A 25,138-nucleotide genomic window follows, 5' to 3' on the forward strand; every position below is an offset into this window, starting at 1 on the left:
TCACTAAACGGCAAGCCCGCCGGCTTGTCGAGCCTGTCCAGGGTCCCCGTCACCGATGCAATCCACCATTCACCCTCATGAACGCCTCGCCGACTGGCTGTCGGAGGATATGGCGCGTGTCAGCACCCTGATCCGCGAGCGCATGGCGTCCCGGCACGCGCCCCGCATTCCTGAGGTGACGGCGCATCTGGTGGAGGCCGGGGGCAAGCGTATCCGGCCCATGCTGACCCTCGCCGCCGCCCGCCTCTGCGGGTATGAGGGCGAGCATCACATCCGGCTGGCCGCCACAGTGGAGTTCATTCACACCGCCACCCTGCTGCATGACGACGTGGTGGACGAAAGCGCGCAGCGGCGCGGGCGGCCCACGGCGAACCTGCTGTGGGACAATAAATCCAGCGTTCTGGTGGGCGACTACCTCTTTGCCCGTGCGTTCCAGCTGATGGTCGCCACCGAAAACATGCGCGTGCTCGATATCCTCTCCAACGCCTCGGCGGTGATTGCCGAAGGGGAGGTGCTGCAACTGACAGCGGCGCAGAATCTGGCAACCGACGAGAGCGTCTATATGCAGGTGATCCGCGGCAAGACCGCGGCCCTGTTTTCGGCGGCGACCGAGTCCGGCGCCGTGATCGCCGGGGCATCCGAGGCCTCGGTCGCGGCGCTTTTTGCCTATGGCGAGGCGTTGGGCATCTGCTTCCAGATCGTCGATGACTATCTCGATTACGGTGGCGCAGGCGATTCGATCGGCAAGAACCTTGGCGACGATTTCCGCGAGCGCAAGCTTACCCTGCCGGTGATCCGCGCCGTGGCGCAGGCCGATGCGGCAGAGCGGGCTTTCTGGGAACGGGTGATTGCACGCGGCCAGCAGGAAGCGGGCGATCTGGAACAGGCCATCGACATCCTGAAGCGGCACGGCACATTGGAGAGCACCCGCGCCACGGCGCGCGACTGGGCCCAGACCGCGCGGACGGCGCTTGAAACCCTGCCCGACCACCCGTTGCGGGCAATGCTGGCCGATCTGGCCGATTACGTGGTGGCGCGCGTCAACTGAAGCGCCCTCAAAGGCGCTTTCACCGCCTCCACCGGCCCGACGCTGCCCTTCAGGGCGCGCGATGGCTGCTGCGGGCGGCTGCGGTGAACCAGCCGGGCCGGGCGAGCGCGCTGCGCGCCGCTTCGGCCTGCGTCATGGTCGAGAAAATACCGAAGCAGGTGGCCCCTGACCCGGTCATCCGCGCCAGCATGCAACCGGGCTGGCGGGCGATCGCGCCGATCACCCCCCGGATTTCCGGCAGCAGGGCGCAGGCCGGGGCTTCCAGATCATTGCGCATCCCTGCCAGCCAGTCACAGAAACGCGCGGCATCCGGCCAGCCCGGCAATTCTTCCGGCATGCCCGGGTTGTCGCGCTGACGCAGCGACCGGAACACGGCCGGCGTGGACAGCGGCACGCCGGGATTGACGATCACCAGTGCAAGCCCCGGCACACCCTGCAGCACTGTCACCTGCTCACCCAAACCGCGCATCCGGCAGGGCTGCGGGGCGGCCATGCAGACCGGCAGATCGGCCCCCAGTTGCATGAGCGCGCCCGTGTCGGGCAGCGCAAGGCCCTGCCCCTGTGCCAGCATCCGCAGCGTGGTTGCCGCATCCGTGCTGCCGCCCCCCATCCCCGAGGCCACCGGCAGCCGCTTGTCGAGCGTGATGGCCAGATCGCGCGCCCCGATCAGCCGCGCCGCCCGCAGCACCAGATTGTCCTCACCTGGCGGCACATCGGCCCCATGCGGCCCGCAGGCATGCAGCGACAGCCCGGGCGCGGGCACCAGCGACAGCCGGTCCCCGATATCGGCAAAGACAACCAGTGAATCAAGCAGATGATAGCCGTCAGCGCGCTGCCCGGTAACATGCAGCGTCAGGTTCAGCTTGGCGGGCGCCAGCATATCCCCTTCCGGAACAGGGGCCGCCATCACTCTGGCAGATGCAGCGGTGCCAGGCCTTCCTCGGCGCGCACCTGATCCAGACCGACCTCCAGCTTGCGCCGGACCCGGTCCATGTCCATATCGTCATTCGGCCCGTAAGACAGCGCGCGGCGCCACTGAAACCGCGCCTCGCGTTCGCGGCCCACGGCCCAGTACACATCGCCCAGATGGTCATTGAGGACAGGATCGGTCGGCAACAGCTCCACCGCGCGCTCCATATGCGGCACGGCATCGTCATAGCGGCCCATCCGGTAGAGCGCCCATGCAAGGCTGTCGACGATATAGCCGCTGTCCGGCTCACCCGCGACAGCGCGCTCGATCATCTCCAGCGCCTCATCCAGATTCTCCTGCCGTTCAACCAGCGAATAGCCCAGATAGTTCAGCACGGTCGGCTGATCAGGCTCGATGGCAAGCGCGGCCCGGAAATCGGCCTCGGCCTGCGGCCACTGGCCCAGACGCTCATGCGAGACGGCGCGCGAGAAATGGGCGCGCCAGTCGGCCTCCATGCCCCGCTCCTCCATCATCGCCATCGAGCGGTCATAGGCTGCAACCGCCTCCTCATGCCGGTTGGCGCGGCGCAGGAAATCGCCCAGCACCTGCCCGGCGGCCACCGAGTCCGGGTTCTGCGCCACCAGCCCTTCAAGCACGCTGATCGCCTGGTCGACCTCACCCAGCGTTTCAAGAACCTGCGCCTGCCCCATGCCCGCCGCCATGCCAAAGACGTCCTCTTCGGCAATGCGGCCATAGGCCTCGGCGGCGAGTTCGGGCTGGCCCATCTCCTCGAACACCTGCCCGGTCAACAGCAACGCATCGGTCAGATCCGGGTTGATCCACTCTGCACCGCGCGCATAAAGCAGCGTGTCATGCAGGTTCTGCCCGGTGCGCATGGCCGCAGCCATGACCGCATATACCTCGGCCATGCCTTCGGCGGGATCGGCGATCAGGCTAAAGGGCAGCGCGCGTTCTTCGGCATAGGCTGTCCGCATCGCCACGATCACCGGATCGTTGACCCCGCTGAACACATCGTCGATCAGCGCCAGCGCCTCGTCAAAACGCTCAAGCTGGCCCAGCACCTGTGCATAGGCGATCATCCCGCGCCGGCTGAGCGCGCCCAGCACATTGTAGCGCTCATCCTCCATGATGGCGGCGGCGCTTTCGACATCGCCGACCAGCGCCAGCGCCAGCGCGCGACAATACTGGGCAAAAGCCAGCATCCCGTCCTGCCCGCTCACCTCATCCAGCGCGGCCAGCGCCTCGGTCATCCGGCCCTGCCCCAGATGCGCCCAGGCCAGCCCCAGACCATCGATCAGCGGCAGGGTGCGCGCGCCCGAATCCAGCAGCTCCAGCGCCGCTTCATAATCGCGCCGGGAAAAGGCATCGGCCAGCAGCGCCAGCGCGGCGGCATGGTTTTCCGGCATCTGTGCGATCAGCGCGCGCGCGCTCTCTGTGGCGCGCTCATGATCAGCCAGCACGATGTAAGACACCGTCAGGCTTTCAAGAATGCGCGCATCCTCGGGCTGGCTTGCGCGTATGCGCTCTAGATACGGCAGCGCACCGGCAAAATCGTTGCGCGCGCCGGCTTCGCGCGCGGCCAGAAAGGCCCCGGCATAGCCTGCGCCAGGAATATCCGGGACCTGCGCGACGGCGGGCAGAGACAGCGCCGCAAGCGCCCCGGCGAAGGCCACGGCGCGAAGCCCGTTTACGTGAGACGTGAAGGATGCGGGCAATGTCTGCTCCCGGGGCTGTGTGAGGGGGCCGCGCCGCCTGAGGGCGCACAGCCAAGGCTTACCCCCAGATGTAGCCGTCCGGGGCGGCAAGGGCAATCCGGACTCGGCCCTGCCCCCACCCCACGGCAGATCATCACCGCGTGATCGCTCACATATTCGGGTAGTTCGGGCCGTCGCCCCCCTGCGGGGTCGTCCAGTGGATGTTCTGGCTGGGGTCCTTGATGTCGCAGGTCTTGCAATGCACGCAATTCTGGAAGTTGATCACGAAGCGCGGATCCTTGCCCGCCTCCTCGACCACTTCATAAACCCCGGCCGGGCAATAGCGTTGCGCGGGTTCGGCATATTTGGGCAGGTTCACCGCAATCGGGATCGAGGGGTCTTTCAATTGCAGATGGCAGGGCTGGCTTTCCTCATGGTTGGTGAAGGAAAACGCGACATTCGTCAGCCGGTCGAAGGACAGCACGCCATCGGGGCGCGGGTAGTCTATCGGCTTGAACTTTGCCGCCTCGCCGGTGGCGGCGGCGTCGGTCTTGCCGTGTTTCTGCGTGCCGAAGAGCGAGAAGCCCAGCGTGTTGGTCCACATGTCCAGCCCGCCAAGGCCAAGGCCCGCCAGCAGGCCCCATTTTGACCACATCGGCTTGACGTTGCGCACCTTCTTCAGGTCCTTGCCGACCACGCCTTCGCGCAGTGCGGTCTCGTAAGCGGTCAGCTCGTCGCCTTCGCGCCCGGCCTGAAGCGCGGCAAAGGCCGCCTCGGCCGCCTCGATGCCGGAATGCATGGCATTGTGGTTGCCCTTGATGCGCGGCACGTTCACCAGCCCCGCCGAACAGCCCAGCATCGCCCCGCCGGGGAAAACTACCTTCGGGATCGACTGCAGACCACCCTCGCTGATCGCCCGCGCGCCGTAAGCCACGCGCTTGCCGCCCTTCAGCAGCTCAGCAACCACCGGATGATGCTTGAAGCGCTGGAATTCCATATAGGGGTACAGATAGGGGTTCTCATAGTTCAGATGGACCACGAAGCCGACCAGCACCTGATTGTTGTCCATATGATAGATGAACGAGCCGCCCCCGGCGTTGGAGCCCAGCGGCCAGCCCATCGTATGGGTGACCGTGCCCTGGCGGTGCTTATCAGGGTCAACCTCCCAGATCTCTTTCATGCCAAGGCCGAATTTCTGCGGCTCCTTGCCTGACGACAGGTTGTATTTCTCCATGACGTGCTTCGACAGCGAGCCGCGCACCCCCTCGGACAGGAAGACATATTTGCCGTGCAGCTCCATTCCCGGCTCATAGGCGTCGCCGATGGTGCCGTCGGGGTTCTTGCCGAACTCGCCCGCTACAACGCCCTTCACGCGGTCGCCGTCAAACACCAGCTCGGAGGCGGACATGCCCGGGAAAATCTCAACCCCCAGCGCCTCGGCCTGTTCGGCCATCCAGCGGCAGACATTGGCCATCGAGACGATATAGCAGCCATGGTTGTTCATCAGCGGCGGCATCGGCCAGTTCGGCACCCGGATTTTGCCTGCCGCGCCCAGCATGTAGAAATTGTCATGCTTCACCGGCACCGTGACCGGCGCGCCCTTTTCTGCCCAGTCCGGCATCAGCCGGTCCAGCCCGCTCGGGTCCAGGACCGCGCCCGACAGGATATGCGCGCCCACTTCCGAGCCCTTCTCAAGCACGACCACGCTCATGTCAGCATCAAGCTGCTTCAGGCGGATCGCCGCTGCCAGGCCGGCAGGGCCCGCACCGACGATAACGACGTCATATTCCATGGATTCGCGTTCAATACCGGACATGGCTGTTCCTTATCTGGCGTGGGTCCCGGCCGTAGGGGCAATTTTGTTGCGCGCAAGCGATAGCGCAGGCAGGGCGGCAGGGTCAATCGCTACGCAGCGAAAAGGCGCTGGCGGGGTGTGTCGCGCGGGGCTTGCATTTGCCGCAGCGCTGGTATCAGGTAGGGGTTGAAGGAAGCGTTGCCCCGGCCTTGGCCGTGGGCGTTTTTATTGATGGTGAAGGCAAAGGCAGATGGAAAAAATCCCCATGACCCGCCGCGGTTTCGATGCTCTGGATCAGGAGCTGAAACAGCTCAAATCCACCGAGCGCCCTGCGGTGATCCGTGCCATCGCCGAGGCGCGTGAGCATGGCGATCTGTCGGAAAATGCGGAATACCACGCCGCGCGCGAAAAACAGAGCTTCATCGAGGGCCGAATCAAGGAGATCGAGGGACTGATGGGCCGTGCCGAGGTGATCGACCCCTCGCGCCTGTCCGGCCCGATCAAGTTTGGCGCGACCGTCAAGCTGATCGACGAGGACACCGAGGAAGAGCGCATCTATCAGATTGTCGGTGAGCCCGAGGCCGATATCGAGAACGGGATGCTCAACATCCGTTCGCCCCTCGCGCGCGCGCTGATCGGCAAGGAGCCCGGCGATTCCGTCGAGGTCCGCACACCGGGCGGCGAGCGCAGTTATGAAGTTGTGAGTGTCGATTACCGCTGACAGCCGGAGGCCGGCGCCATGGCCGGAACTGAAACCGACAGCGACGTGACGGCCCGTCGCCCTGTACGCAGGGCGCGCGTTTCGGCTGAGGTTCTGGCCTTCATCCTGTCGCTGGCGTGGTTTGGCCTTCTGGTGGCGGCTTTCGCAGCGCTTGGCGGGCGCGAGATGCCCCTGACCGATACGCTGGGGCTGGTTGTCGTCTCGCTGGCGGTGTTCCTGCCGGTTGCGCTGATCTGGCTGGCCGTGCTGGTGCTGCGCGCCGCGCGCCAGATGCGCGACGAATCGGCCCGGCTGGAACAGACCGTGGCAGCCATGCAGCGCGGCTGGCTGCGCGAGCAGCAGGCGGCGGGGCTGGCGCTGAAACCCACGGTCGAGGCCAAACTTGACGCCATCGCCGAGGCGCAGCGCAAGACGGAAACCACGCTGACCATGTTCACCACCCGCCGCGCCGGGCCACTTGTGGTGCGCGCGCTCAAGCCGCAGGCCGGGGCGCGGCCGGACGGCAGCGGCGAGTCCCAGCCGGTTCTGGCGCTTGAGAACCCGCTGCCCGCCACCGAACCGATCGAGGCCGATGATTTCATCCGCGCGCTCAATTTCCCCGACAACGCGCAGGATGAGGCCTGTTTCGCAGCCCTGCGCCGCGTCCTGCGCGACCATGGCACGGCCGAGCTGGTGCGCGCGGCGCAAAGCGTGCTGACTGCCCTGTCGCAAGAGGGCATCTATATGGACGACCTGCGCCCGGACCGCGCCCGCCCCGATGTCTGGCGTGCCTTCGCGCAGGGCGCGCGCGGCGCGCCCGTCGCGGCACTTGGTGGGGTGCGCGACCGCTCATGCCTTGCGCTGACCATCGGACGGATGCGCGCCGACCCGGCCTTCCGCGATGCCGCCCACCGCTTCCTGCGCGCCTTTGACCGCCGCTTCGCCGCGTTCGAGGCCCAGGCCTCGGATGGTGAAATCGCGCGTTTCGCCGAAACCCGCAGCGCGCGGGCCTTCATGCTTCTTGGCCGGGTGACCGGCGTATTCGGATGACCCTCCCATGACCCCCACACCCGCCGCTCACCTCACACCGCGTCAGGCCTGGCTTCAGGGCCTGCGCGCGGGCACACCCTTTGTGCTGGTGGTCATGCCCTTCGGCATCGTCTTTGGCGTGGTCGCCACCGAGGCCGGGCTGAACGTGCTGGAGACATTGTCATTCTCGGTGCTGGTCATCGCCGGGGCGGCACAACTGGCAGCCATCCAACTGATGACCGAAAACGCGCCGGTGCTGGTGATTCTGGCAACCGGCGTTGCGGTCAACCTGCGCATGGCGATGTATTCGGCCTCCCTGGCGCCGCATCTGGGCACCGCCCCGGTCTGGCAACGCGCGCTGATCGCCTATCTGATGGTCGATCAGGCCTATGCCATCGCCCATGCCCGCTATGAGCAGGCACCCGAAATGCCGCGCGCCGCCAAGGCGGCCTTCTATTTCGGCGCCGTCACGCTGGTCTGCCCGATGTGGTATCTGGCCACGCTTATCGGGGCGCTGGTCGGCAACCAGATTCCGGCGGGCCTGCCCATCGAATTCGCGGTGCCGGCAACCTTCATCGCGCTCATCGCGCCGATGCTGCGCACACTGGCGCATGTCAGCGCAGCGCTGGTGTCGGTGGTGGCCACGCTTGCGCTGGCTTTCCTGCCGTTCAATCTGGGGCTGCTGGTTGCGGCTGTGCTGGCGATGATGACCGGCGCTCAGCTTGAGCGCCTCGCTGCCCGCCGCAGGGAGGGCCGGTGATGGATTACACGCAGACACAGATCTGGACGATCATTCTGGGGCTTGGCGCGGGCACCTTGCTGCTGCGCTTCTCGTTTCTGGGGCTGATCGGGCGGCGGCAACTACCGGAGTGGGTGCTGCGCCACCTGCGCTACACGCCCGTGGCGGTGCTGCCGGGGCTTGTCGCCCCGCAGGTGTTCTTTCCGCCGGCGAACGATGGTGTGACCGACCCGCTGCGCCTGATCGCGGCAGCGGTCACGCTGGCGGTGGGCTATTACACTAAAAGCGTGCTCTGGGCGATTCTCACGGGCTTCGCCACCCTGATGGCGCTGATGGCCCTGCCGGTCGGCTGAGCGGCTGAGAGGCCGTCTTCAGAGGCCCGTATATTGCTGGCGCTCGGTAGGCTCCCGGTCGCTGTAGATGCGTTCTTCGCTCACGCCCGGCACCTCGGCAAAGGCATCTGACAGGCGGTTGGGGTAATAGCTCATCGGGAGCCCCTCGAACCCCGGGATTTCGCGCAGGATGGCGGCGATGGAGCGCGCGCACTGCCCGTCCGGCACCGGCCCCGCCTCCCGGGCAAGCCGCAGAATACGCTCTGCCACCTCGGGCGGAAGCTGAAGGGTTTGGATGCGGACATGGTGGGTCCGCCGGGCATGGTAATAGGTGTAGATATACACCAGCCGGTCGGTCATGCCGAAATGAAGGTCATGACGCTCGGGCGCTTCGGGGTGCTGCCAGCTTCCTGCCGGATCGAACAACGCGCGCTCGCTGCCGTTGATCAGAAGCGCCGCATGCTCACCGCGCCCGCTTTCATTGCTGATCACGTTGAACAGCCGGATCTCGGCGGGGCCGTCATGGGCATAGCGCGCGGCAAAGACCGCATCGTCAGGGGCATAGACGACGGGCTTGGTGCAGGCCGCCAGCAGGGCAAGGGCCAGAAGCACCAGAACACGCGACAGGAAAGACGGCATGAGGACCCTCCGGACAGAAAAATGCCGCGTTGCCCGGTCAGAGGGCCGCGCGGCGAAAGCGCTGTCAGGAATTGACCAGCGCCATGAAGATCAGAATACCGATGGAGATTCCGGCAACCCAGGCCGCAACACGCAGAAAGCCCACAAAGGTCTTTTCCTGCGTCGTGGTATCCATCGAACCATGTTCATGCTTGGCCATATCTGCCTCCGTTAAAAGCTTTGCACCGGCGTGCATACAAGATGCCCGCGGCCCTGTCACGCCTCTTGCGGCGCGGGGCCGAGTTTGCGGGTGGAATGGGTCAGATCGTTGCGCGCCTGCACGCGCCGGGCCGATGGGGTGGGCACACAGGCGGGACAGATCTCGGCAAAGCCCGGCAAGCACGCTACGCCACTGGCGGCGCACCTTTACACGGACTTCCCCGCCCCCGCCCGTGCGTCAGCGCCGCTGCCAGAGCCAGGCACCATCCGCCCCGCGCCAGCGGCTGACCCGTTCGCTCGCAAGCAAATGGTTGAGGTGGCCGACCGTTTCAACCAGCGCCAGACCATAGACATCCGGCCCGATTTCGCGCTTGAAAAGCGGAGGGAAACACTCGGTCGCGCGCCGGGGCTCGGACAGATGCGCCTCCAGCCGGGCAAGCGCGCCCTGATGGTTCTCGGTCATCTGGCGCAGCCGGACCGGCAGACCGGTGAACGGCAGCTTGTGGCCCGGCAGGACCAGATGGTCATCGCGCGCAAACGCCCCCAGCGCCGCGCAGCTTTCCAGCCACTCGCCGACCGGATCGGCCTGAGGTTCGGTGGCATAGACGCCCAGATTGGCCGAAATGCCGGGCAGAAGCTGGTCGCCGCCGATCACCAGATTGTCGTCAAGGCTCCAGAGTGTCAGATGCTCGGGCGCATGGCCATTCCCGGTGCGCACCACCCATTGCCGCCCCCCGATGCGGACATGCCCGCCCTCGCGCAGACGGTGAAAGCCCAGCGGCATCGGAGCCACGACATCGGCGAAATTGAAGGGCCGTTCAGCAGCGCGCTCTTCCAGCAGCGCCGCATCCATCCCGGCGTCGCGCCAGAAGGCGAGCGATTCGGGGGTGGCGCGCTCCTGGACATCCAGCGCCAGCATGCGGGCGAAAAGCCATGCGGTGCGCGAAGTCCATAGCTCAGCGCCATGCTCGGACTGGAACCAGCCCGCAAGGCCGATATGGTCAGGGTGGTGATGGGTGGCCAGAACCCGCGTCACCGGGCGCCCGGCCAGCGGCCCTTTCAGCAGGGCCTGCCACAGTTCGCGCGTCTTGCCTGTGTCAAAGCCCGTGTCCACCACGGTCCAGCCAGCCCCGTCATCAAGGGCATAGACATTGACATGATCCAGCGCCATCGGCAGCGGCAGGCGCATCCACAAGACGCCGGGTGCAACTTCGGTCGCGGTGCCCGGCGCGGGCGGCGCCTCGAACGGGAAGCGGATCTGGCCCGAGGCCGGGGCGCGCGGTTCGGGATTGCTCACGCCGTTTCCAACTCTTCGACCGAGAGGTCATAAAGCGCAGCCGCCCCCGCCCGGACCTGCGCCAGAAGCCCCTCATGCTCCGGCAGGATGCGCGTAACAAACACTCGCGCCAGCTTTTCGCGCGCCGTTCCAGGCGCCGCGATAGCAGCGCGCAGATGGTAATGCGCGCCCAGCACGCGGGCGAAAGCGCGCAGATAGGGCACCGCGCCCGCGAAACGCTCGTTCATCTCCTGCGCCAGCAGCCATTCGGTGGCCTCGCGCAGCGACTCGGCGGCCGACCAGACCGCCTCGGCCAAATCCGGCTGGCTGGCGCGGGCGGTCTCGGCCGCATCCTCGATTTCCTGCAACAGGCGAAACGCCTCTTCGCCACCGTCCATCATCTTGCGGCCCACAAGGTCCATCGCCTGAATGCCGTTGGTGCCCTCATAGATCGGGGTGATGCGGGCATCGCGCAGAAACTGCGCCGCGCCGGTTTCCTCGATAAAGCCCATGCCGCCATAGACCTGCACCCCCATGCTGGCCACTTCGCAGCCGATATCGGTGCCATGCGCCTTGGCGATCGGGGTCAGCAGCGCGGCGCGCGCCTTCCATGCGCCATTGCCGGTGGCGCGGCCCATGTCCAGCGCCACGCCACAGGCCAGCGCGATGGCGCGCGCGGCAAAGACCTCGGCGCGCATCATGGCCAGCATCCGGCGCACATCGGCATGGTCAATGATCGCGCCATCGCCCAGCGGTGTGCGGCCCTGCTTGCGCTCAACCGCATAGGCCAGCGCGTGCTGATACGCCGCCTCGGCCACGCCGATGCCCTGCGCGCCGACACCAAGGCGGGCGTTGTTCATCATGGTGAACATCGCCGCCATCCCACCATGCGGCTTGCCGACCATCCAGCCCTTGGCACCGTCATATTCCATCACCGCCGTGGGGGAGCCATGGATGCCCAGCTTGTGCTCCAGCGAGACCACGCGCAGGCTGTTGCGTACGCCCGGGTTGCCCTGATCATCGGGGATCAGCTTGGGCACCATGAACAGGCTGATGCCCCGCGTACCCGGCGCGCCGTCCGGCAGCCGCGCGAGCACCAGATGGCAGACATTCTCCGCCACGTCATGATCGCCCCAGGTGATGAAGATCTTCTGACCGCTGATCGCATAGGTGCCGTCGCCATTGGATTCGGCCTTGCTGCGCAGCGCGCCGACATCGGAGCCGGCCTGCGGCTCTGTCAGGTTCATGGTGCCGGTCCATTCGCCCGAGATCAGTTTGGGCAGATAGAGCGCCTTGAGGGTTTCATCGGCGTGATGTTCCAGCGCCTCGATCTGGCCCTGCGTCAGCAGCGGGCAGAGTTGCAGGGCCAGACAGGCACCGCTGAACATGTCGTTCACCGCCGTGTTCAGGGCCAGCGGCAGGCCCATGCCGCCATGCTCGGGCGCGGCGGAAAGCCCGATCCAGCCGCCCTCGGCAATCGCGCGGTAACCATCGGCAAAGCCGGGGGAGGTGCGGACCACGCCGTTTTCCAGCTTTGCCGGCGTCAGGTCGCCCGCCCGGTTCAGCGGGGCCAGAACCCCGCCCGCAAGGCGCGCGGCCTCGGTCAGGATCTGCTCGGTGACATCGCCACCGGCCTCGGCGAAAAGGTCGGTCCGGGCGAGTTGGCCATAATCGACGATATGATCGAACAGAAAGCGAAAGTCGCTGACAGGGGCCTTGAAAGACATCGCTGGTTCTCCGATCTGGCAATTCCGCCCCTGAGTGCAACGAATGGACGGCGCTTGGCAAGCCCGGCCGGGGGCGGTATTGGCCAAAGATAGCGCCGCAGCGCCCCACAACAAACGGAAACGCCACGTCACGGCTTGGCCCGCTTTCTGACCCCCGGAACCATGATGGCCGCAACCACGATGACCAATACCCTTGTCCTGCCCGCAGATGAAACCGGCCTGTCCCAGGCCGCATCCTTGCTGCGGGCGGGGGCGCTGGTCGCCATGCCCACCGAAACCGTCTATGGGCTGGCGGGCGATGCGCGCAACGATCTGGCGGTGGCGCGGATATTCGAGGCCAAGAACCGGCCCCGGTTCAACCCGCTGATCGTGCATCTGGCGCAGGTGGAGCAGGTGGCGACGCTGGCCCGGATGACGCCGCTGGCCGCGCGTCTGGCGGCTGCGTTCTGGCCCGGGCCACTGACGCTGGTCTTGCCGCTTGCACCGGGAAACGGGCTGTCCGCGCTGGTGACGGCGGGGCTTGAGACGGTCGCCATCCGCCTGCCCGCGCATCCGGTGGCGCGCGCGCTGCTGGCGCGGTTCGGCGGGCCGCTCGCCGCGCCCTCGGCCAACCCCTCAGGGCGGATCAGCCCGGTCAGCGTGGCGCATGTGCTTGCCGGGCTGGAGGGGCGGATTGCAGCGGTGGTGGAGGGCGGCGATTGCGCGGTGGGGCTGGAATCGACCATTCTGGACGCCAGCGGCGCGGTGCCCATACTCCTGCGCGAGGGCGGGCTGGCGCGGGAGGAAATAGAGCGGGTGCTGGGCGGGGCAATCGGGGTGGCATCGCCCGACGGGCCGGTCACCGCCCCCGGCCAGCTACGCTCGCATTACGCGCCGCGCGGCAGCCTGCGGCTGAACGCGCAGGACGCCCTGCCAGGAGAGGTCTGGATCGGCTTTGGCCCCGGTTGCCCGGGCACCGACGGGCTCACTCTGTCCCCCACCGGCGACCTGACCGAGGCCGCGGCCGCCCTGTTCCACGCCCTGCACCGCGCCGATGCGCTGGCGGGCGCTGGCGGGCGCATTGCGGTGGCGCCGGTGCCGGATGCCGGGCTGGGCCGCGCCATCAACGACCGCCTGAAACGCGCCGCTGCGCCCCGGTGAGGCCGGGAATGGGGGCACTGCCCCCGCCGCCCTTCGGGCGACTCCCCCGGGATATTTTCAGACAGAAAATGACGGGTGTCAGTTCTTCTGCCCTGCCGCCATGTCCAGCAGGCGGCGGGTGATGACCTGGGCCTGAATTTCGGCGGCGCCCTCGAAGATATTGAGGATGCGGGCGTCGCAGAGGATGCGGCTGATCTGGTATTCCAGCGCGAAACCGTTGCCACCGTGGATCTGCAGCGCATTATCCGCAGCCGCCCATGCCACCCGCGCGCCCAGAAGTTTGGCCATCCCCGCCTCAAGATCGCAGCGTTTGTCGTGGTCTTTTTGCCAGGCGCTGAAATAGGTCAGTTGGCGCGCGATCATGATTTCGACCGCCATCATCGCCAGCTTGTCCGACACGCGCGGGAAGGCGATCAGCGGTTTGCCGAACTGCTTGCGGTCCTCGGCATACCGCATGCCCACCTCAAGCGCGTTCTGCGCCACGCCGATGGCGCGCGCGGCGGTCTGGATGCGGGCCGATTCAAAGGTCTGCATCAGTTGCTTGAACCCCTGCCCGGTCACACCACCGAGCAGGTTCGCGCCATTGACGTGAAAGCCGTCAAAGCCCAACTCGTATTCCTTCATGCCCCGGTAACCCAGCACCTCGATCTCGCCGCCGGTCATGCCCTTGGTGGGGAACGGGTTTTCATCACTGCCGGGCGTTTTTTCCGCGAGGAACATGCTGAGGCCACGGTAATCACTGGTGTCGGGGTCGGTGCGGGCGAGCAGCGTCATCACATGGGTGCGCGCGGCGTGGGTGATCCAGGTCTTGTTGCCGGTGATCGCCCAGTCCTCGCCATCCGGCACCGCGCGGGTGCGCAGGCTGCCAAGGTCCGAGCCGGTGTTGGGCTCGGTGAAGACCGCCGTCGGCAGGATCTCGGCGGAGGCGAGTTTGGGCAGCCAATGCGCCTTTTGCTCAGGCGTGCCGCCGCACAGGATCAGCTCCGCCGCGATTTCAGAGCGTGTGCCCAGCGAGCCGACACCGATATAGCCGCGCGAGAGTTCCTCGGACACCACCACCATCGACGCCTTGCTCAGGCCCAGCCCGCCAAATTCCTCAGGAATGGTCAGGCCGAAGACGCCCAGCTCGGCCAGCTCCTCGATGATTGCCATCGGAATCAGCTCATCCTTGAGGTGCCAGTCGTGGGCATGCGGCGCGACGCGCTCATCCGAGAAGCGGCGGAACTGGTCGCGGATCATCTCCAGCTCATCATCCAGACCGCTGGCGCCGAAGGTTGCGCGCCCGGCATTCTCGCGCATCAGCGCCACCAGACGGGCGCGGGCGGCGGGGGTGTTGGCGGCGATCAGGGTGGCGATGGGCGCCTCATCGAACGCCGCCAGATCGGCCCGGGTCAGGCCCAGATCGGCGGGGCGCAGGATTTCGCCCTGATTCATCGGAATGCCGCCCGCGATCTGCGCAAGGTATTCCCCGGCGCCGATCTGCGCGATCAGCCCCTCCATCTCGCCAAAGCGCCCGTCCGCGGCCAGCCGGTCAGCCCAGGCATGCAACTGGCGAAGGCTTTCGACATAGGTTGCCAGCCACGCAAGCCCATGCGCGGCGCGCTGGTGTTCTTCCAGCAGATCGGCGCTGACCCGCCCGTCGCGGGCCACCATCGCGCGCAGCTGCTGCGTTGCGGCTTCCTGAAGTGCGGCCAGCGGGGCCTGCACGGCGCCCAGACGGGCGCGCAGATCGGTCAGCAGGGGCTGGGATGCGGGCATGTCCTGTCCGTCATGGGGCATGAGGCGTCTCCTTCAGTGTTCGCATGGCAGATAGTGCTTTCGCAGTTGCAGCGCAATATTAATTCGCAGAATGCCCGCCGTCAGCATGAAAGTGTCGCACCTATTTTGGCCGTGCAGCCACCCTGCTCTTGCGATATAGCGCGGGGGGCGACGGAGGACAGCAATGGAAATCCTTTACGGCGGCTTGCCTTTCTGGGGCTTTGCACTGGCCTGCGTGGTGACCTTTTTCTCAGGTTTCGTGAAGGGGGCGGTGGGCTTTGCCATGCCGCTGATCATGATCTCGGCCTTCTCCTCCTTCATGCCGCCCGATCTGGCTCTTGCCGCGCTGATCCTGTCGGTGCTGACCACGAATGTGCACCAGTCGCTGCGCTTCGGCTTCAGCCTTGCGCGGGATTCGGCGGTGAAATACTGGCGGCTGATCGTCACCACCTGCCTTGGCATCGTGATTTCCGCACCCTTCGTGGTCTATCTGCCGCAGCAGCTTCTGTTCGCGCTGCTGGGGGTGCCGGTGATGGGTTTTGCCCTGATGCAGCTGAGCGGCTGGAAGCCGGTCATTCAGCCGCGCCACCGTAACGGGGCGGAATACACGCTGGGAATGATCGGCGGGCTTTATGGCGGCATTTCGGGTATCTGGGGGCCGCCGGTGATTGTGTATCTGCTGGCGATCAACACTGAGAAAACCGAGATGGTGCGCGTGCTGGGCGTGGTGTTCATGATCGGCGCCTTTGTTCTGACGGCGGCGCATCTTGGCTCAGGCGTTCTGAACGCCGTCACCCTGCCCTTTTCCGCCGTGCTGGTGATACCGGCGGCGCTTGGCATGTGGCTGGGCTTTCAGCTTCAGGACAGGCTGGACGCCGAGCGCTTCCGCTGGTGGACACTGGTGGTGCTGATGGTGATCGCGCTCAATTTGGTGCGCCGGGCGGTGTTTGGCTGAAGGCCAGCAGATCGCCACCCTGACAAAGCGCGGTCAGATGCGGCACCTCCCCGGGCGGGACAATGGTGAAAGCCGCGTGGAACAGCTCAGCCGCGCCGGAATGGGCGGTGAAGCTCCAGATCCCCGGTTGCAGCTCTTCCTCGACATCGAACTGAAAGAACACCTGTTCAGGTAGGCCCGGCACCACCAGCGATTCCCAGCTTTGCCGGGTAACACCCTCCGGCGGCAGGGGCGGATGGTTGACTGTATAACGGATGGCGATGGGCGCCGCCCCCTCCAGCGTGAACCGCAGGCCAAAGCCGGTGCCCAGAAGCGCCGGGGCGGTGGTGCCCTCAAGGCGTATTTCGATTGGCGCATCCGGCACATGAATCCAACCCGAAGCGGTTTCGGGGGCATCGCGTCGTCCGCCTTCCGGCGGGGCACAGATCAGGCCACGGGTCAGCGCGCTGACAGTCGGACCGAGGCGCAGTTCGGGGTCTGCCTGCAGCGGCAGGGGCAGAACGGCAAGGGCGCAAAGAAGGGCTATGGGGCGGTGCATGGGTATCGCTGAATCAGGAAAGCAGCGGTCAGCGTGGCCCGGTGGGCAAGGGCTGTCAATCGCCGGAAGCCCGGCAGGCAGTAACACTTTGGCGCTATGGGCCTGCGCAGGCCCGCCCCCGGCCCCGATTTGGTCCGGGGCCTGCATCGGGGCGCATGGCGTCTGGCCAGCAAGCGTGACCGGGACACCATGCAGCCCCGGCTTTCAGCCGATCGCGGCGGCCTTCACATCATCATCAATGAACGGCACATATTGCGCGAAATTATCAGCGAACATGCCCACCAGCTTTGCCGCCTGCGCGTCATAGGCGGCGGGGTCCGTCCAGGTGCTGCGCGGATCCAGCAGGGTATCTTCCACCCCCGGCACGGAAACCGGAACCTCGAAGCCGAAATTCGGGTCCTTGCGGAACGTGGCGTTGTTGAGCGAGCCGTTCAGCGCCGCCGTCAGCAGCGCCCGCGTGGCCTTGATCGGCATGCGCTTGCCGGTGCCATAGGCGCCGCCTGTCCAGCCGGTGTTCACCAGCCAGCAGCTGGCACCATGCGCCTTGATCTTGGCCTGCAGCAGCTTGCCATAGGCCTCAGGACGGCGCGGCATGAAGGGGGCGCCAAAGCAGGTGCTGAAGGTCGGCTCAGGCTCGGTGACCCCGCGCTCGGTACCCGCCACTTTCGAGGTGAAGCCCGACAGGAAGTGATACATCGCCTGCGCCGGTGTCAGCCGGGCAATGGGGGGCAGCACGCCGAACGCATCACAGGTCAGCATGATGATGTTCTTCGGATGCCCCGCCAGCGAGGTTTCCGACGCGTTCGAGATCGCCTCAAGCGGATAGGCGACGCGGGTATTTGCCGTCAGGCTGTCATCCGCGAAATCCAGCTCCAGCGTTTCGGGGTCGAACACCATGTTCTCGACCACGCTGGAAAAGCGCAAGGTGGTCGCGTAAATCTCGGGCTCGGCCTTCGGATCAAGGTTGATCGTCTTGGCATAGCAGCCGCCTTCAAAATTGAATATCCCGCTTTCCGACCAGCCGTGTTCGTCGTCGCCGACCAGAATGCGCTCAGGATCAGCCGAAAGCGTGGTCTTGCCGGTGCCGGAGAGGCCAAAGAAAACAGCCGAATCGCCACTGTCGGTAATGGCGTGGTTGGCCGAACAATGCATCGGCATGATGCCTTTTTCCGGCAGCAGGTAATTGAGCAGCGTGAAGACCGATTTCTTGTTTTCACCGGCATATTCGGTGTTGGCGATCAGGATCATCTTGCGGTCAAAGTTCATCGCGATGACCGTGTCGGTGCGGCAGCCATGGCGCTCAGGATCGGCCTTGAACGACGGGCAGTTGATGATCGTCCAGTCAGGAACAAAGCTGTCCAGCTCTTCGCGCGCCGGGCGGCGCAGCAGGTGGCGTATGAAAAGCCCGTGCCATGCGAGCTCGGTCACCACGCGTACATCCAGCCGGTGCGCCGGGTCGGCGCCGCCGAACAGGTCCTGCACGAAGAGATCGCGCCCCTTCATATGCGCGCACATATCGTCACAGAGCCGGTCAAACGCATCAGGCGCCATGGGAGAGTTGTTTTCCCACCAGATGGTGTTTTCCACCGAGGGGGAGCGCACGACGAATTTGTCCTTGGGTGAGCGCCCGGTAAATTTTCCTGTCGTCACGAGCAGGGCGCCGCCGTTGCCAAGCACCCCCTCGCCGCGCTGAAGTGCCACCTGCACAAGCGCCGGTTCGATCAGGTTATATGCCACCGTGCCAAGCCCGGTAATGCCCTGATCCTCAAGGCGCTGCTTGGGATTCACGCGTCCTGCCATCATATGCTCGCTCCTCGTGTCCTGTCAGACGTGGCCTTCAAGCCATAGCCCCCTGCCTCAACGGGGGAGTGGCGCCGCCTCTTTCAGGCGTCGTCAAGGGCGCTATAGCATGGACGTTGCGGAAGAGAACAGGACACAATCAGGGAGTTAGCGCAACCACCCCACTGTTATCGCAAACTGATGCGGGGGGTGCATGATCTTGGCAAAAATAAGGAAAATATTGACTTTTTCACGGCCATTCTGTGCCTGATTCGTACTATTCGGTTGATTCCTGAACATAAAAACAAGACAATAAGCCAAAAATAACAATCAGAGTAGTACGAGGACAGGCACATGTCGAAGATCGCCTTGGTGGATGATGACAGAAATATCCTGACTTCGGTCTCGATTTCGCTTGAGGCGGAAGGGTTCGAAGTTGAAACCTATAATGACGGCCAGTCCGCGCTGGATGCGTTCAATCGCAAACTGCCGGACATGGCGGTGCTGGACATCAAGATGCCCCGCATGGACGGTATGGAACTGCTTCAGCGCCTGCGCCAGAAAACGCAGATGCCGGTGATCTTTCTGACATCGAAGGATGACGAGATTGATGAGGTTCTGGGCCTGCGGATGGGGGCGGATGATTATGTCAAGAAGCCCTTCTCGCAACGTCTTCTGATTGAACGCATCCGCTCGCTTCTGCGGCGTCAGCAGGCGGTAGAAACCAATGAAGTGGGCACGACCGAAGAAACCAAGGTCATGGTGCGCGGCAGCCTGACGATGGACCCGCTTCGCCACGCGGTCACCTGGAAGGGGCAGGACGTCACCCTGACGGTAACCGAATTCCTGCTGCTCCAGACGCTTGCCCAGCGGCCCGGCTTTGTGAAAAGCCGCGATCAGCTGATGGATGTGGCCTATGATGATCAGGTCTATGTCGATGACCGCACCATCGACAGCCATATCAAGCGCCTGCGCAAGAAAATGCGCTCGGTCGATACTGACTTCTCATCAATCGAAACGCTTTACGGAATCGGCTACAAGTACAACGAGGCCTGAGGTCTTAGCGCGACATAAAGAACAAACGAAACCCGCAACATCAATGGCGGCTGTGACACAGGTGATCAGAGAGACCGGCGCATCGGGCAACGAGGTCGTACTGGGTGAGGATTGGGTTCGTCCCCAGAGCGCGGTTGACACCGAAGTGCGCATCCGTCGTGCCCGGCGTGGCATCCTGTCGATCTTTCGCTCGCCGCTGGCGCGCAAGATCATCCTGTTCAACATGCTCGCGCTGGTGCTGCTGGTGGCGGGTGTGCTGTTCACCAACCCGTTCCGCGACACGCTCGCGCACCAGCGTCAGAGCGCGCTTGTCGCGCAGGCTGAAGGGCTGGCCGATCTGATGGCGGTGCTTCCCGCGATCGGCGGGATCGCAAACTATGAGGACAGCGCAGCGCGCAGCCTGCGCGCCGCAGCCCTGTCGCGCCTGACCCTCAACCCGCAGACCGAAGTGCTGCTGATCGCGGCCGATGGCACGATCGAGGCCGCGCAGCGCGGGCAACGCCCCCGCAGCTCCACCCCGGTTGACCTGCTTGCGCTGGATGAGCGGCGCACCCTCGTTTCCGACACGCTCGATTCGATCTGGTCGGTGCTGGCCCGCCTCAGCCTGTCCGAGCGGCCGGCACCGGCTGATTCGGCCACGCTTGTCGCGGAACTGCACGAGGTCGCGATGACCGGCAGCAGCGCCAGCCGGGTGCTGCGGCTGGAAAACGGCTTCCGCATGATCGCCGCTGCCCCGATCCTTGACGGCGGGCAGCCGGTAGGCGCCGTGGTGATGCAGCAAATCCCGGTGGAGATTGACCGGATGCTGCGCGCAGAGCGTGAGCAGGTGTTGCAGATGTTTCTGGTGGCCCTTCTGGTGTCCGTCGGCCTCAGCCTGGTGCTCGCCTCGACCATCGCCAACCCGCTGGCCGATCTGGCTACCGCCGCCGAACTGGGCCGCGACCGCAACGCGCGACGCATGTCACCGGGCCGGGTGCGCATACCGGACCTGACCGGCCGCCCCGATGAGATCGGCCGTCTGTCTGCGGCAATGCGCGGCATGGTCACCGCACTTTATGACCGGATCGACGCCAACGAGCAGTTCGCCGCCGATGTCGCGCATGAGATCAAGAATCCACTGGCCAGCCTGCGCTCGGCGGTCGGCACCTTGCGCGTGGCCAAGCGCGAGGATCAGATCGTGCGGCTTCTGGATGTCATCGAGCATGATGTGCGCAGGCTGGACCGGCTGATTTCAGACACCTCAAACGCCTCGCGGCTCGACAGCGAACTGGTGCGCGAAGAGGAAGAGACCTTCAACCTGTGCAAGACGCTCGACAATCTCAGCCAGCATCTGGCGCAGGAAGCGCAGGGCAAGGGGGTTGAGTTCATCTCGGAGCTGCCGCGCGAACCGATCCTGATTCAAGGGCTGGAAGCGCGGCTGGCACAGGTGTTCGTCAATCTCATCACCAACGCGATCTCGCTCTGCGCCGAGGGGGATGCGGTGCGCATCTGGGCGCGCAAACGGGACAACCGGGTGCTCGTCGTCGTCGAGGATACCGGCCCGGGCATCCCTGAGCAGGCCCTCACCAAGGTCTTCAAGCGCTTTTACTCCGAGCGCCCGCAGGAACAGTTCGGCAATCATTCGGGCCTTGGCCTTGCTATATCGAAACAGATCGTCGAGGCGCATGGCGGCGTCATCTGGGCCGAGAACATCCGCCCCACCCATGCCGACCCGAACTCGCCGCCGCTGGGGGCCCGCTTCGTTGTCGGCCTACCGCTGTGACGGCGCAACGCGCAACGCCGGAGCCGCCCAACCTGCACGCCAGCGCCGTGGCCTTTGGCCCGCAATCCGGCATCCTGATCACCGGCCCGTCCGGATCGGGGAAATCGACTGTCGCACTCTCGCTGATCGGACTGGGCGCGCAGCTTGTGGCCGATGATCAGACCCTCATCACGCGTGACGGCCCCGCGCTTTTTGCCCGCGCCCCCCGCAACATTGCCGGGCTGATCGAGCTGCGCGGCTTTGGCCTTATCCGCCTCATACCACGCCGCCTTGCGCGGATCCGGCTGGTGATAGACCTTGCGCAACCGGAAAAACAACGCCTGCCGCTGCCGGAAACCTGCACAATCAGGGGCGTCACGCTGCCCCTGCGCCGCCCCGGCCCGGGACCGCTTTTTCTTGCGGCGATCAGGCACTATATAACAGGGTTCGAGCGAGCGGATTAATACAGGCGGGAACATGTCCGGGCAGAACGGTCACAGAGCGCAGGTTGTCATGGTCTCCGGCCCTTCGGGCGCGGGGCGCTCGTCCGCGATCAACGCGCTTGAGGATCTGGGGTTTGAGGCGATCGACAACATGCCGCTGTCGCTGATCCCCCGGCTTCTGGATGGCCCGCCCCTGCCCCGCCCGGTGGCGCTGGGGGTCGATGTCCGCAACCGGGACTTTTCAACCGATGGCATGATCGAGCTGGTTGACCGACTGCACCGCGAATCCGGTGTTGCGGCAGAGCTGCTGTTTCTGGAATGCGACACCGACACGCTGGTGCGCCGCTATTCGGAAACCCGCCGCCGCCACCCGCTCAGCCCCGATGACGCGCCACTGACCGGCATTCTGCATGAGCAGGAACTTCTGGCCCCCGTGCGCGGGCGCGCTGATGTCCTGATCGACACCTCGGCACTGACCCCACACCAGTTGCGCGCCGAAGTCGCGCGCTGGTTCGCCCCGCAGGCGGGGGTACCGATGGCGCTTTCGGTGCAGTCCTTCTCGTATAAACGCGGCCTGCCGCGCGGTGTGGACATGGTGTTTGACTGCCGTTTCCTGTCCAACCCGCATTGGGAGCCCGCCTTGCGTGACTTTGACGGGCGCGAGCCGACGGTTGTTGCCCATATCGAGGCTGACCCGCGGTTCGCACCGTTCTTTGAGCGGGTGAATGACCTGATCGCCTCACTGCTTGAAGCCTTCGTGGATGAGGGCAAGGCAAGCCTGACCATCGCCTTCGGCTGCACCGGCGGGAAACATCGCTCTGTCGCAATGGCCGAAAGATTGGCCAAAACGCTTGCGGATCAGGGCTGGCGGGTGTCAAAGAGGCACAGAGAGCTTGAACGCCAGACAAAGGGCGAGCATGTCGTGAAACAAGGGTAAGGGCGTGATCGGAATTGTGATCGTCGCGCATGGGGGCTTGGCGCGTGAATATCTGGCTGCCGTCGAACATGTCGTCGGCAGGCAAGAAGGGATTCGCGCGATCGCAATCGAGTATGAGCATGACCGCGCTACCAAGCAGGATGAAATCTGCCGTGCTGCCGATGCGGTAGACACCGGCAGGGGCGTTCTGGTTGTGACGGATATGTTCGGCGGCTCCCCTTCAAACCTTTCGCTGCCTGCCTGCCTGCCCCCCAACCGACGGATTCTTTACGGTGCCAACCTGCCGATGCTGATCAAACTTGCCAAATCCCGCCATTTCAGCGTCGCCGAGGCGACCGCGCTGGCATTGGAAGCCGGGCGCAAATACATCAACAGCATTGAAGTTACCGGGAGGCAGGGCATTTGAGTGCCGAACGCATTTTGAAGATCGTTAATGAAAAGGGCCTGCACGCCCGCGCCTCGGCCCGGTTCGTCGAGGTTGTCGAGCGCTTCGACGCCAGCGCCGAAGTGGAAAAGGACGGCATGAGCGTCTCGGGCGATTCGATCATGGGCCTGCTGATGCTCGCCGCCTCACGCGGCACCGAGATTCAGGTCAGGACCGCGGGCACGCAGGCGGGCGACCTGATGGAAGCCCTGGAAAAACTGGTCGAAGACCGTTTTGGCGAGACGTTCTGACACCCGACACCGGCCGGGCCATGCAGCCGGGCTTCAGCGCGTCGGAACCGGAACCTCACCGCGATAGTCATAAAAACCGCGCTGGGTCTTGCGGCCCAGCCAACCGGCCTCGACATACTTTGTCAGCAGCGGGCAGGGGCGGTATTTGGTATCGGCCAGCCCGTCATGCAGCACATTCATGATCGCCAGGCAGGTATCCAGTCCGATGAAATCGGCAAGCTCCAGCGGGCCCATCGGATGATTCGCACCCAGTTTCAGCGATTCGTCGATCGACTTCACGTTGCCCACGCCTTCATAGAGCGTATAGACCGCCTCGTTGATCATCGGCATCAGAATCCGGTTGACGATGAAAGCGGGGAAATCTTCGGCGCTGGCAGCCGTTTTGCCCAGCTTGTCAACCACTTCCAGCAGGGCGCGGTAGGTCGGCTCATCGGTGGCAATGCCCCGGATCAGCTCGACAAGCTGCATGACCGGCACCGGATTCATGAAATGGAAACCCATGAACTTTTCCGGCCGGTCCGTGCGGCTGGCCAGACGGGTGATCGATATGGACGAGGTGTTCGAGGTCAGGATCGTTTCGGGCTTCAGATGCGGCAGCAGATCTTCGAAGATCGCCTGCTTGATCGTTTCGCGCTCGGTCGCGGCCTCGATGATCAGGTCGGACGGCCCCAGATCCGCCAGCCGCGTGGTGGTCCTGATCCGCGCCATCGCCTCGGCCTTGGTCTCAGCGCTGATCTTCTCGCGTGAAACCTGCCGCTCAAGGTTCCGGTCGATCAGGGCAACCGCCTTTTCCAGCGCGTCTTGCGAGATATCGGTCATCAGAACCTCGAATCCGGCAACCGCAAAGACATGGGCAATCCCGTTGCCCATCTGCCCCGCGCCTACGATCCCGACGGTTCTGATATCCATGTCTGTCCTCGCTCATTTTTCTGGCGTGACCATATGCCCCGTGGCGTGACCGGTGCAAGCCCTTAGCGCGCGGCGCCGCTTCGACGGTAAGGACTTGGTAATGGTTTGCCGGGATAATCGTGGATGGGTGTAGAAGTGAAGTGGTGTCATGCAACAAATTCAACCGGATTCGCCGGGCGTTATGCCCGTGTCTTACGCAATGACGGCGGCAGTATCCCGCCACGAAGGCCTTGTGCTGATCGACGCGCGAGCGCGCGCATCGCCCTGCAACGCCTTGCCAGAGCCGCTGGTGCGCAGGCTTCTGTCGCCCTCGGCCCGGATCGAAGGGGTGGATTGTCGCCTGAATGATCCCGCTCTGATCGCGGCTGCCCGCAGTGCGCGCGCCTTCGTCATGCTGTTGCCGCCGCTGGGCAATCTGGGCAACGGCCTGTACAGCGTCCATCCCCGCCGCAACGATCGTTTTCTGGCGGCAAGGCCCGCGCTGAAAGCCCTGTTTCCAGAGGTCGATTTTACCGAATTCGACTTTACCGGCCATATGCTTGGCACCCTCGCCGCTACCTGCCCTGAGCGTTTTGGCGAGATGCAGCGCCTTCTGCGGCGGGTGTGGGAGGAGAAGCTTTCATCCCTTCTGGCGCATCTGCCGGATAACGGCGTGCTGCTGCATCTGCCCGGCCCGCGCTGGCTCAAGGTGCCTGCCGATGCTGTCGCCAGCCCGCAGCGGCCCGTGGTGACGGTCAGCGGCACCGAGCGGACGGATGCGTTTGACAGGGTTCATACCGCGCTGGAACCTGCCTTGCGGACATGGCATGCCTGAAACGCAAACGGCCCGCCGGTAAGGGCGGGCCGCAGAGAACGCACGAATAGCGTTACAGTTTTTCGGTCAGCTCGGGCACGATAGTGAACAGGTCCCCCACCAGCCCGTAATCGGCCACCTGAAAGATCGGCGCCTCTTCATCCTTGTTGATGGCGACGATGACCTTGGAGTCCTTCATCCCCGCCAGATGCTGGATCGCGCCGGAAATGCCGACCGCGATGTAAAGCTGGGGTGCCACCACCTTGCCGGTCTGGCCCACCTGCCAGTCGTTGGGCGCATAGCCCG

Annotated in this window: 26 protein-coding genes; 14 read left to right on the plus strand and 12 right to left on the minus strand. The window is 65.0% G+C overall.

Annotated elements, in window-relative coordinates:
- Positions 1 to 55 precede the first annotated feature (55 nt).
- Positions 56 to 1,048: a polyprenyl synthetase family protein gene (locus tag V7Q53_RS11100; protein WP_333828614.1), complete on the plus strand. Its 993-nt coding sequence runs from the start codon at positions 56 to 58 to the stop codon at positions 1,046 to 1,048.
- Positions 1,049 to 1,097: 49 nt separating this feature from the next.
- Here the strand turns inward: V7Q53_RS11100 and V7Q53_RS11105 are convergent, their stop codons facing one another.
- The 3 genes from V7Q53_RS11105 to V7Q53_RS11115 all read right to left on the minus strand — a co-directional run bounded on the left by V7Q53_RS11105 (position 1,098) and on the right by V7Q53_RS11115 (position 5,489).
- Positions 1,098 to 1,928, minus strand: coding sequence for a 4-(cytidine 5'-diphospho)-2-C-methyl-D-erythritol kinase (locus V7Q53_RS11105; RefSeq protein WP_333828615.1), 831 nt, complete (start codon positions 1,926 to 1,928; stop codon positions 1,098 to 1,100).
- 26 nt (positions 1,929 to 1,954) lie between these two features.
- Entirely contained in the window at positions 1,955 to 3,694 is a 1,740-nt protein-coding gene (locus tag V7Q53_RS11110; RefSeq protein WP_333828616.1) for a tetratricopeptide repeat protein, read from the minus strand.
- Positions 3,695 to 3,842: 148 nt separating this feature from the next.
- Positions 3,843 to 5,489 (minus strand): electron transfer flavoprotein-ubiquinone oxidoreductase, encoded by a 1,647-nt coding sequence (locus V7Q53_RS11115; RefSeq protein WP_333828617.1) that lies wholly within the window; start codon positions 5,487 to 5,489, stop codon positions 3,843 to 3,845.
- A 229-nt stretch (positions 5,490 to 5,718) separates the two neighbouring features.
- Between V7Q53_RS11115 and greA the strand changes: the two genes are divergently transcribed.
- From greA to V7Q53_RS11135, 4 genes are read left to right on the plus strand one after another with little or no spacing between them, the layout of a single operon-like run.
- Positions 5,719 to 6,189, plus strand: coding sequence for a transcription elongation factor GreA (gene greA / locus V7Q53_RS11120; protein ID WP_333828618.1), 471 nt, complete (start codon positions 5,719 to 5,721; stop codon positions 6,187 to 6,189).
- Positions 6,190 to 6,207: 18 nt separating this feature from the next.
- Positions 6,208 to 7,218, plus strand: a complete 1,011-nt coding sequence (locus V7Q53_RS11125; protein ID WP_333828619.1) for a hypothetical protein — start codon at positions 6,208 to 6,210, stop codon at positions 7,216 to 7,218.
- A 7-nt stretch (positions 7,219 to 7,225) separates the two neighbouring features.
- A complete protein-coding gene (locus V7Q53_RS11130; RefSeq protein ID WP_333828620.1) occupies positions 7,226 to 7,957 on the plus strand; it encodes an AzlC family ABC transporter permease in 732 nt (243 codons plus the stop codon).
- Positions 7,957 to 8,289, plus strand: a complete 333-nt coding sequence (locus V7Q53_RS11135) for an AzlD domain-containing protein (RefSeq protein ID WP_333828621.1) — start codon at positions 7,957 to 7,959, stop codon at positions 8,287 to 8,289. The genes V7Q53_RS11130 and V7Q53_RS11135 overlap by 1 nt, the downstream gene beginning before the upstream one ends.
- 18 nt (positions 8,290 to 8,307) lie before the next feature.
- On the opposite strand, the gene V7Q53_RS11140 is transcribed toward V7Q53_RS11135, so the two are convergent.
- The 4 genes from V7Q53_RS11140 to V7Q53_RS11155 all read right to left on the minus strand — a co-directional run bounded on the left by V7Q53_RS11140 (position 8,308) and on the right by V7Q53_RS11155 (position 12,108).
- Entirely contained in the window at positions 8,308 to 8,907 is a 600-nt protein-coding gene (locus V7Q53_RS11140) for a hypothetical protein (protein ID WP_333828622.1), read from the minus strand.
- Positions 8,908 to 8,971: 64 nt separating this feature from the next.
- The gene (locus V7Q53_RS11145; protein ID WP_333828623.1) at positions 8,972 to 9,106 is read right to left on the minus strand and encodes an aa3-type cytochrome c oxidase subunit IV; all 135 of its coding nucleotides are present in this window, start codon (positions 9,104 to 9,106) and stop codon (positions 8,972 to 8,974) included.
- A gap of 237 nt (positions 9,107 to 9,343) precedes the next feature.
- Positions 9,344 to 10,402, minus strand: coding sequence for an MBL fold metallo-hydrolase (locus V7Q53_RS11150; RefSeq protein WP_333828624.1), 1,059 nt, complete (start codon positions 10,400 to 10,402; stop codon positions 9,344 to 9,346).
- Complete coding sequence (locus V7Q53_RS11155; RefSeq protein ID WP_333828625.1) at positions 10,399 to 12,108, minus strand: acyl-CoA dehydrogenase; 1,710 nt, start codon at positions 12,106 to 12,108, stop codon at positions 10,399 to 10,401. The genes V7Q53_RS11150 and V7Q53_RS11155 overlap by 4 nt, the downstream gene beginning before the upstream one ends.
- 180 nt (positions 12,109 to 12,288) lie before the next feature.
- Between V7Q53_RS11155 and V7Q53_RS11160 the strand changes: the two genes are divergently transcribed.
- On the plus strand, positions 12,289 to 13,248 hold the full coding sequence (locus V7Q53_RS11160) for an L-threonylcarbamoyladenylate synthase (protein ID WP_333828639.1): 960 nt from the start codon (positions 12,289 to 12,291) through the stop codon (positions 13,246 to 13,248).
- A gap of 78 nt (positions 13,249 to 13,326) precedes the next feature.
- On the opposite strand, the gene V7Q53_RS11165 is transcribed toward V7Q53_RS11160, so the two are convergent.
- On the minus strand, positions 13,327 to 15,027 hold the full coding sequence (locus V7Q53_RS11165) for an acyl-CoA dehydrogenase family protein (protein WP_333828626.1): 1,701 nt from the start codon (positions 15,025 to 15,027) through the stop codon (positions 13,327 to 13,329).
- A gap of 163 nt (positions 15,028 to 15,190) precedes the next feature.
- Here V7Q53_RS11165 and V7Q53_RS11170 point away from each other — a divergent pair, with 163 nt between their 5' ends.
- Positions 15,191 to 15,961: a sulfite exporter TauE/SafE family protein gene (locus tag V7Q53_RS11170; RefSeq protein ID WP_333828627.1), complete on the plus strand. Its 771-nt coding sequence runs from the start codon at positions 15,191 to 15,193 to the stop codon at positions 15,959 to 15,961.
- Here V7Q53_RS11170 and V7Q53_RS11175 read toward each other — a convergent pair.
- Together V7Q53_RS11175 and V7Q53_RS11180 are read right to left on the minus strand one after the other, a co-directional pair.
- A complete protein-coding gene (locus tag V7Q53_RS11175; RefSeq protein ID WP_333828628.1) occupies positions 15,930 to 16,499 on the minus strand; it encodes a DUF3859 domain-containing protein in 570 nt (189 codons plus the stop codon). The two genes, V7Q53_RS11170 and V7Q53_RS11175, sit on opposite strands and share 32 nt — an antisense overlap.
- 204 nt (positions 16,500 to 16,703) lie before the next feature.
- Positions 16,704 to 18,302, minus strand: coding sequence for a phosphoenolpyruvate carboxykinase (locus V7Q53_RS11180; protein WP_333828629.1), 1,599 nt, complete (start codon positions 18,300 to 18,302; stop codon positions 16,704 to 16,706).
- Positions 18,303 to 18,632: 330 nt separating this feature from the next.
- Here V7Q53_RS11180 and V7Q53_RS11185 point away from each other — a divergent pair, with 330 nt between their 5' ends.
- The 6 genes from V7Q53_RS11185 to V7Q53_RS11210 are packed head-to-tail and all read left to right on the plus strand — an operon-like array spanning position 18,633 to position 23,130.
- Positions 18,633 to 19,334 (plus strand): response regulator transcription factor, encoded by a 702-nt coding sequence (locus V7Q53_RS11185; RefSeq protein WP_333828630.1) that lies wholly within the window; start codon positions 18,633 to 18,635, stop codon positions 19,332 to 19,334.
- Positions 19,335 to 19,377: 43 nt separating this feature from the next.
- Positions 19,378 to 21,096 carry a sensor histidine kinase gene (locus V7Q53_RS11190; RefSeq protein ID WP_333828631.1) on the plus strand — a complete coding sequence of 573 codons (1,719 nt, stop codon included), beginning with the start codon at positions 19,378 to 19,380 and terminating at the stop codon, positions 21,094 to 21,096.
- Positions 21,093 to 21,539, plus strand: a complete 447-nt coding sequence (locus V7Q53_RS11195) for an HPr kinase/phosphorylase (RefSeq protein ID WP_333828632.1) — start codon at positions 21,093 to 21,095, stop codon at positions 21,537 to 21,539. The genes V7Q53_RS11190 and V7Q53_RS11195 overlap by 4 nt, the downstream gene beginning before the upstream one ends.
- 13 nt (positions 21,540 to 21,552) lie before the next feature.
- A complete protein-coding gene (rapZ, locus tag V7Q53_RS11200) occupies positions 21,553 to 22,455 on the plus strand; it encodes an RNase adapter RapZ (protein WP_333828633.1) in 903 nt (300 codons plus the stop codon).
- A 4-nt stretch (positions 22,456 to 22,459) separates the two neighbouring features.
- Complete coding sequence (locus tag V7Q53_RS11205) at positions 22,460 to 22,861, plus strand: PTS sugar transporter subunit IIA (protein ID WP_333828634.1); 402 nt, start codon at positions 22,460 to 22,462, stop codon at positions 22,859 to 22,861.
- On the plus strand, positions 22,858 to 23,130 hold the full coding sequence (locus tag V7Q53_RS11210) for an HPr family phosphocarrier protein (protein ID WP_333828635.1): 273 nt from the start codon (positions 22,858 to 22,860) through the stop codon (positions 23,128 to 23,130). The genes V7Q53_RS11205 and V7Q53_RS11210 overlap by 4 nt, the downstream gene beginning before the upstream one ends.
- Positions 23,131 to 23,163: 33 nt before the next feature.
- Here V7Q53_RS11210 and V7Q53_RS11215 read toward each other — a convergent pair whose 3' ends face one another.
- Positions 23,164 to 24,039: a 3-hydroxybutyryl-CoA dehydrogenase gene (locus V7Q53_RS11215; RefSeq protein WP_333828636.1), complete on the minus strand. Its 876-nt coding sequence runs from the start codon at positions 24,037 to 24,039 to the stop codon at positions 23,164 to 23,166.
- A gap of 148 nt (positions 24,040 to 24,187) precedes the next feature.
- On the opposite strand from V7Q53_RS11215, the gene V7Q53_RS11220 reads away from it, so the two are divergent.
- Positions 24,188 to 24,853, plus strand: a complete 666-nt coding sequence (locus tag V7Q53_RS11220) for a DUF6473 family protein (RefSeq protein ID WP_333828637.1) — start codon at positions 24,188 to 24,190, stop codon at positions 24,851 to 24,853.
- Between the two features lie 52 nt (positions 24,854 to 24,905).
- Here the strand turns inward: V7Q53_RS11220 and V7Q53_RS11225 are convergent.
- The coding region (locus V7Q53_RS11225) for an electron transfer flavoprotein subunit alpha/FixB family protein (RefSeq protein WP_333828638.1) at positions 24,906 to 25,138 on the minus strand (233 nt) is incomplete at its 5' end.

It is taken from the genome of Pararhodobacter sp. (genome assembly GCF_036802785.1).
GTDB lineage: Bacteria > Pseudomonadota > Alphaproteobacteria > Rhodobacterales > Rhodobacteraceae > Pararhodobacter.

Bases quoted from the DNA above. Each gene is read 5' to 3' on its own strand.
- V7Q53_RS11100 (WP_333828614.1), top strand. From the start codon at position 56: ATGCAATCCACCATTCACCCTCATGAACGCCTCGCCGACTGGCTGTCG.
- V7Q53_RS11105 (WP_333828615.1), bottom strand. From the start codon at position 1,928: ATGCTGGCGCCCGCCAAGCTGAACCTGACGCTGCATGTTACCGGGCAG.
- V7Q53_RS11115 (WP_333828617.1), bottom strand. From the start codon at position 5,489: ATGTCCGGTATTGAACGCGAATCCATGGAATATGACGTCGTTATCGTC.
- greA (WP_333828618.1), top strand. From the start codon at position 5,719: ATGGAAAAAATCCCCATGACCCGCCGCGGTTTCGATGCTCTGGATCAG.
- V7Q53_RS11125 (WP_333828619.1), top strand. From the start codon at position 6,208: ATGGCCGGAACTGAAACCGACAGCGACGTGACGGCCCGTCGCCCTGTA.
- V7Q53_RS11130 (WP_333828620.1), top strand. From the start codon at position 7,226: ATGACCCCCACACCCGCCGCTCACCTCACACCGCGTCAGGCCTGGCTT.
- V7Q53_RS11135 (WP_333828621.1), top strand. From the start codon at position 7,957: ATGGATTACACGCAGACACAGATCTGGACGATCATTCTGGGGCTTGGC.
- V7Q53_RS11140 (WP_333828622.1), bottom strand. From the start codon at position 8,907: ATGCCGTCTTTCCTGTCGCGTGTTCTGGTGCTTCTGGCCCTTGCCCTG.
- V7Q53_RS11145 (WP_333828623.1), bottom strand. From the start codon at position 9,106: ATGGCCAAGCATGAACATGGTTCGATGGATACCACGACGCAGGAAAAG.
- V7Q53_RS11155 (WP_333828625.1), bottom strand. From the start codon at position 12,108: ATGTCTTTCAAGGCCCCTGTCAGCGACTTTCGCTTTCTGTTCGATCAT.
- V7Q53_RS11160 (WP_333828639.1), top strand. From the start codon at position 12,289: ATGACCAATACCCTTGTCCTGCCCGCAGATGAAACCGGCCTGTCCCAG.
- V7Q53_RS11165 (WP_333828626.1), bottom strand. From the start codon at position 15,027: ATGCCCCATGACGGACAGGACATGCCCGCATCCCAGCCCCTGCTGACC.
- V7Q53_RS11170 (WP_333828627.1), top strand. From the start codon at position 15,191: ATGGAAATCCTTTACGGCGGCTTGCCTTTCTGGGGCTTTGCACTGGCC.
- V7Q53_RS11175 (WP_333828628.1), bottom strand. From the start codon at position 16,499: ATGCACCGCCCCATAGCCCTTCTTTGCGCCCTTGCCGTTCTGCCCCTG.
- V7Q53_RS11180 (WP_333828629.1), bottom strand. From the start codon at position 18,302: ATGATGGCAGGACGCGTGAATCCCAAGCAGCGCCTTGAGGATCAGGGC.
- V7Q53_RS11185 (WP_333828630.1), top strand. From the start codon at position 18,633: ATGTCGAAGATCGCCTTGGTGGATGATGACAGAAATATCCTGACTTCG.
- V7Q53_RS11190 (WP_333828631.1), top strand. From the start codon at position 19,378: ATGGCGGCTGTGACACAGGTGATCAGAGAGACCGGCGCATCGGGCAAC.
- rapZ (WP_333828633.1), top strand. From the start codon at position 21,553: ATGTCCGGGCAGAACGGTCACAGAGCGCAGGTTGTCATGGTCTCCGGC.
- V7Q53_RS11215 (WP_333828636.1), bottom strand. From the start codon at position 24,039: ATGGATATCAGAACCGTCGGGATCGTAGGCGCGGGGCAGATGGGCAAC.
- V7Q53_RS11220 (WP_333828637.1), top strand. From the start codon at position 24,188: ATGCAACAAATTCAACCGGATTCGCCGGGCGTTATGCCCGTGTCTTAC.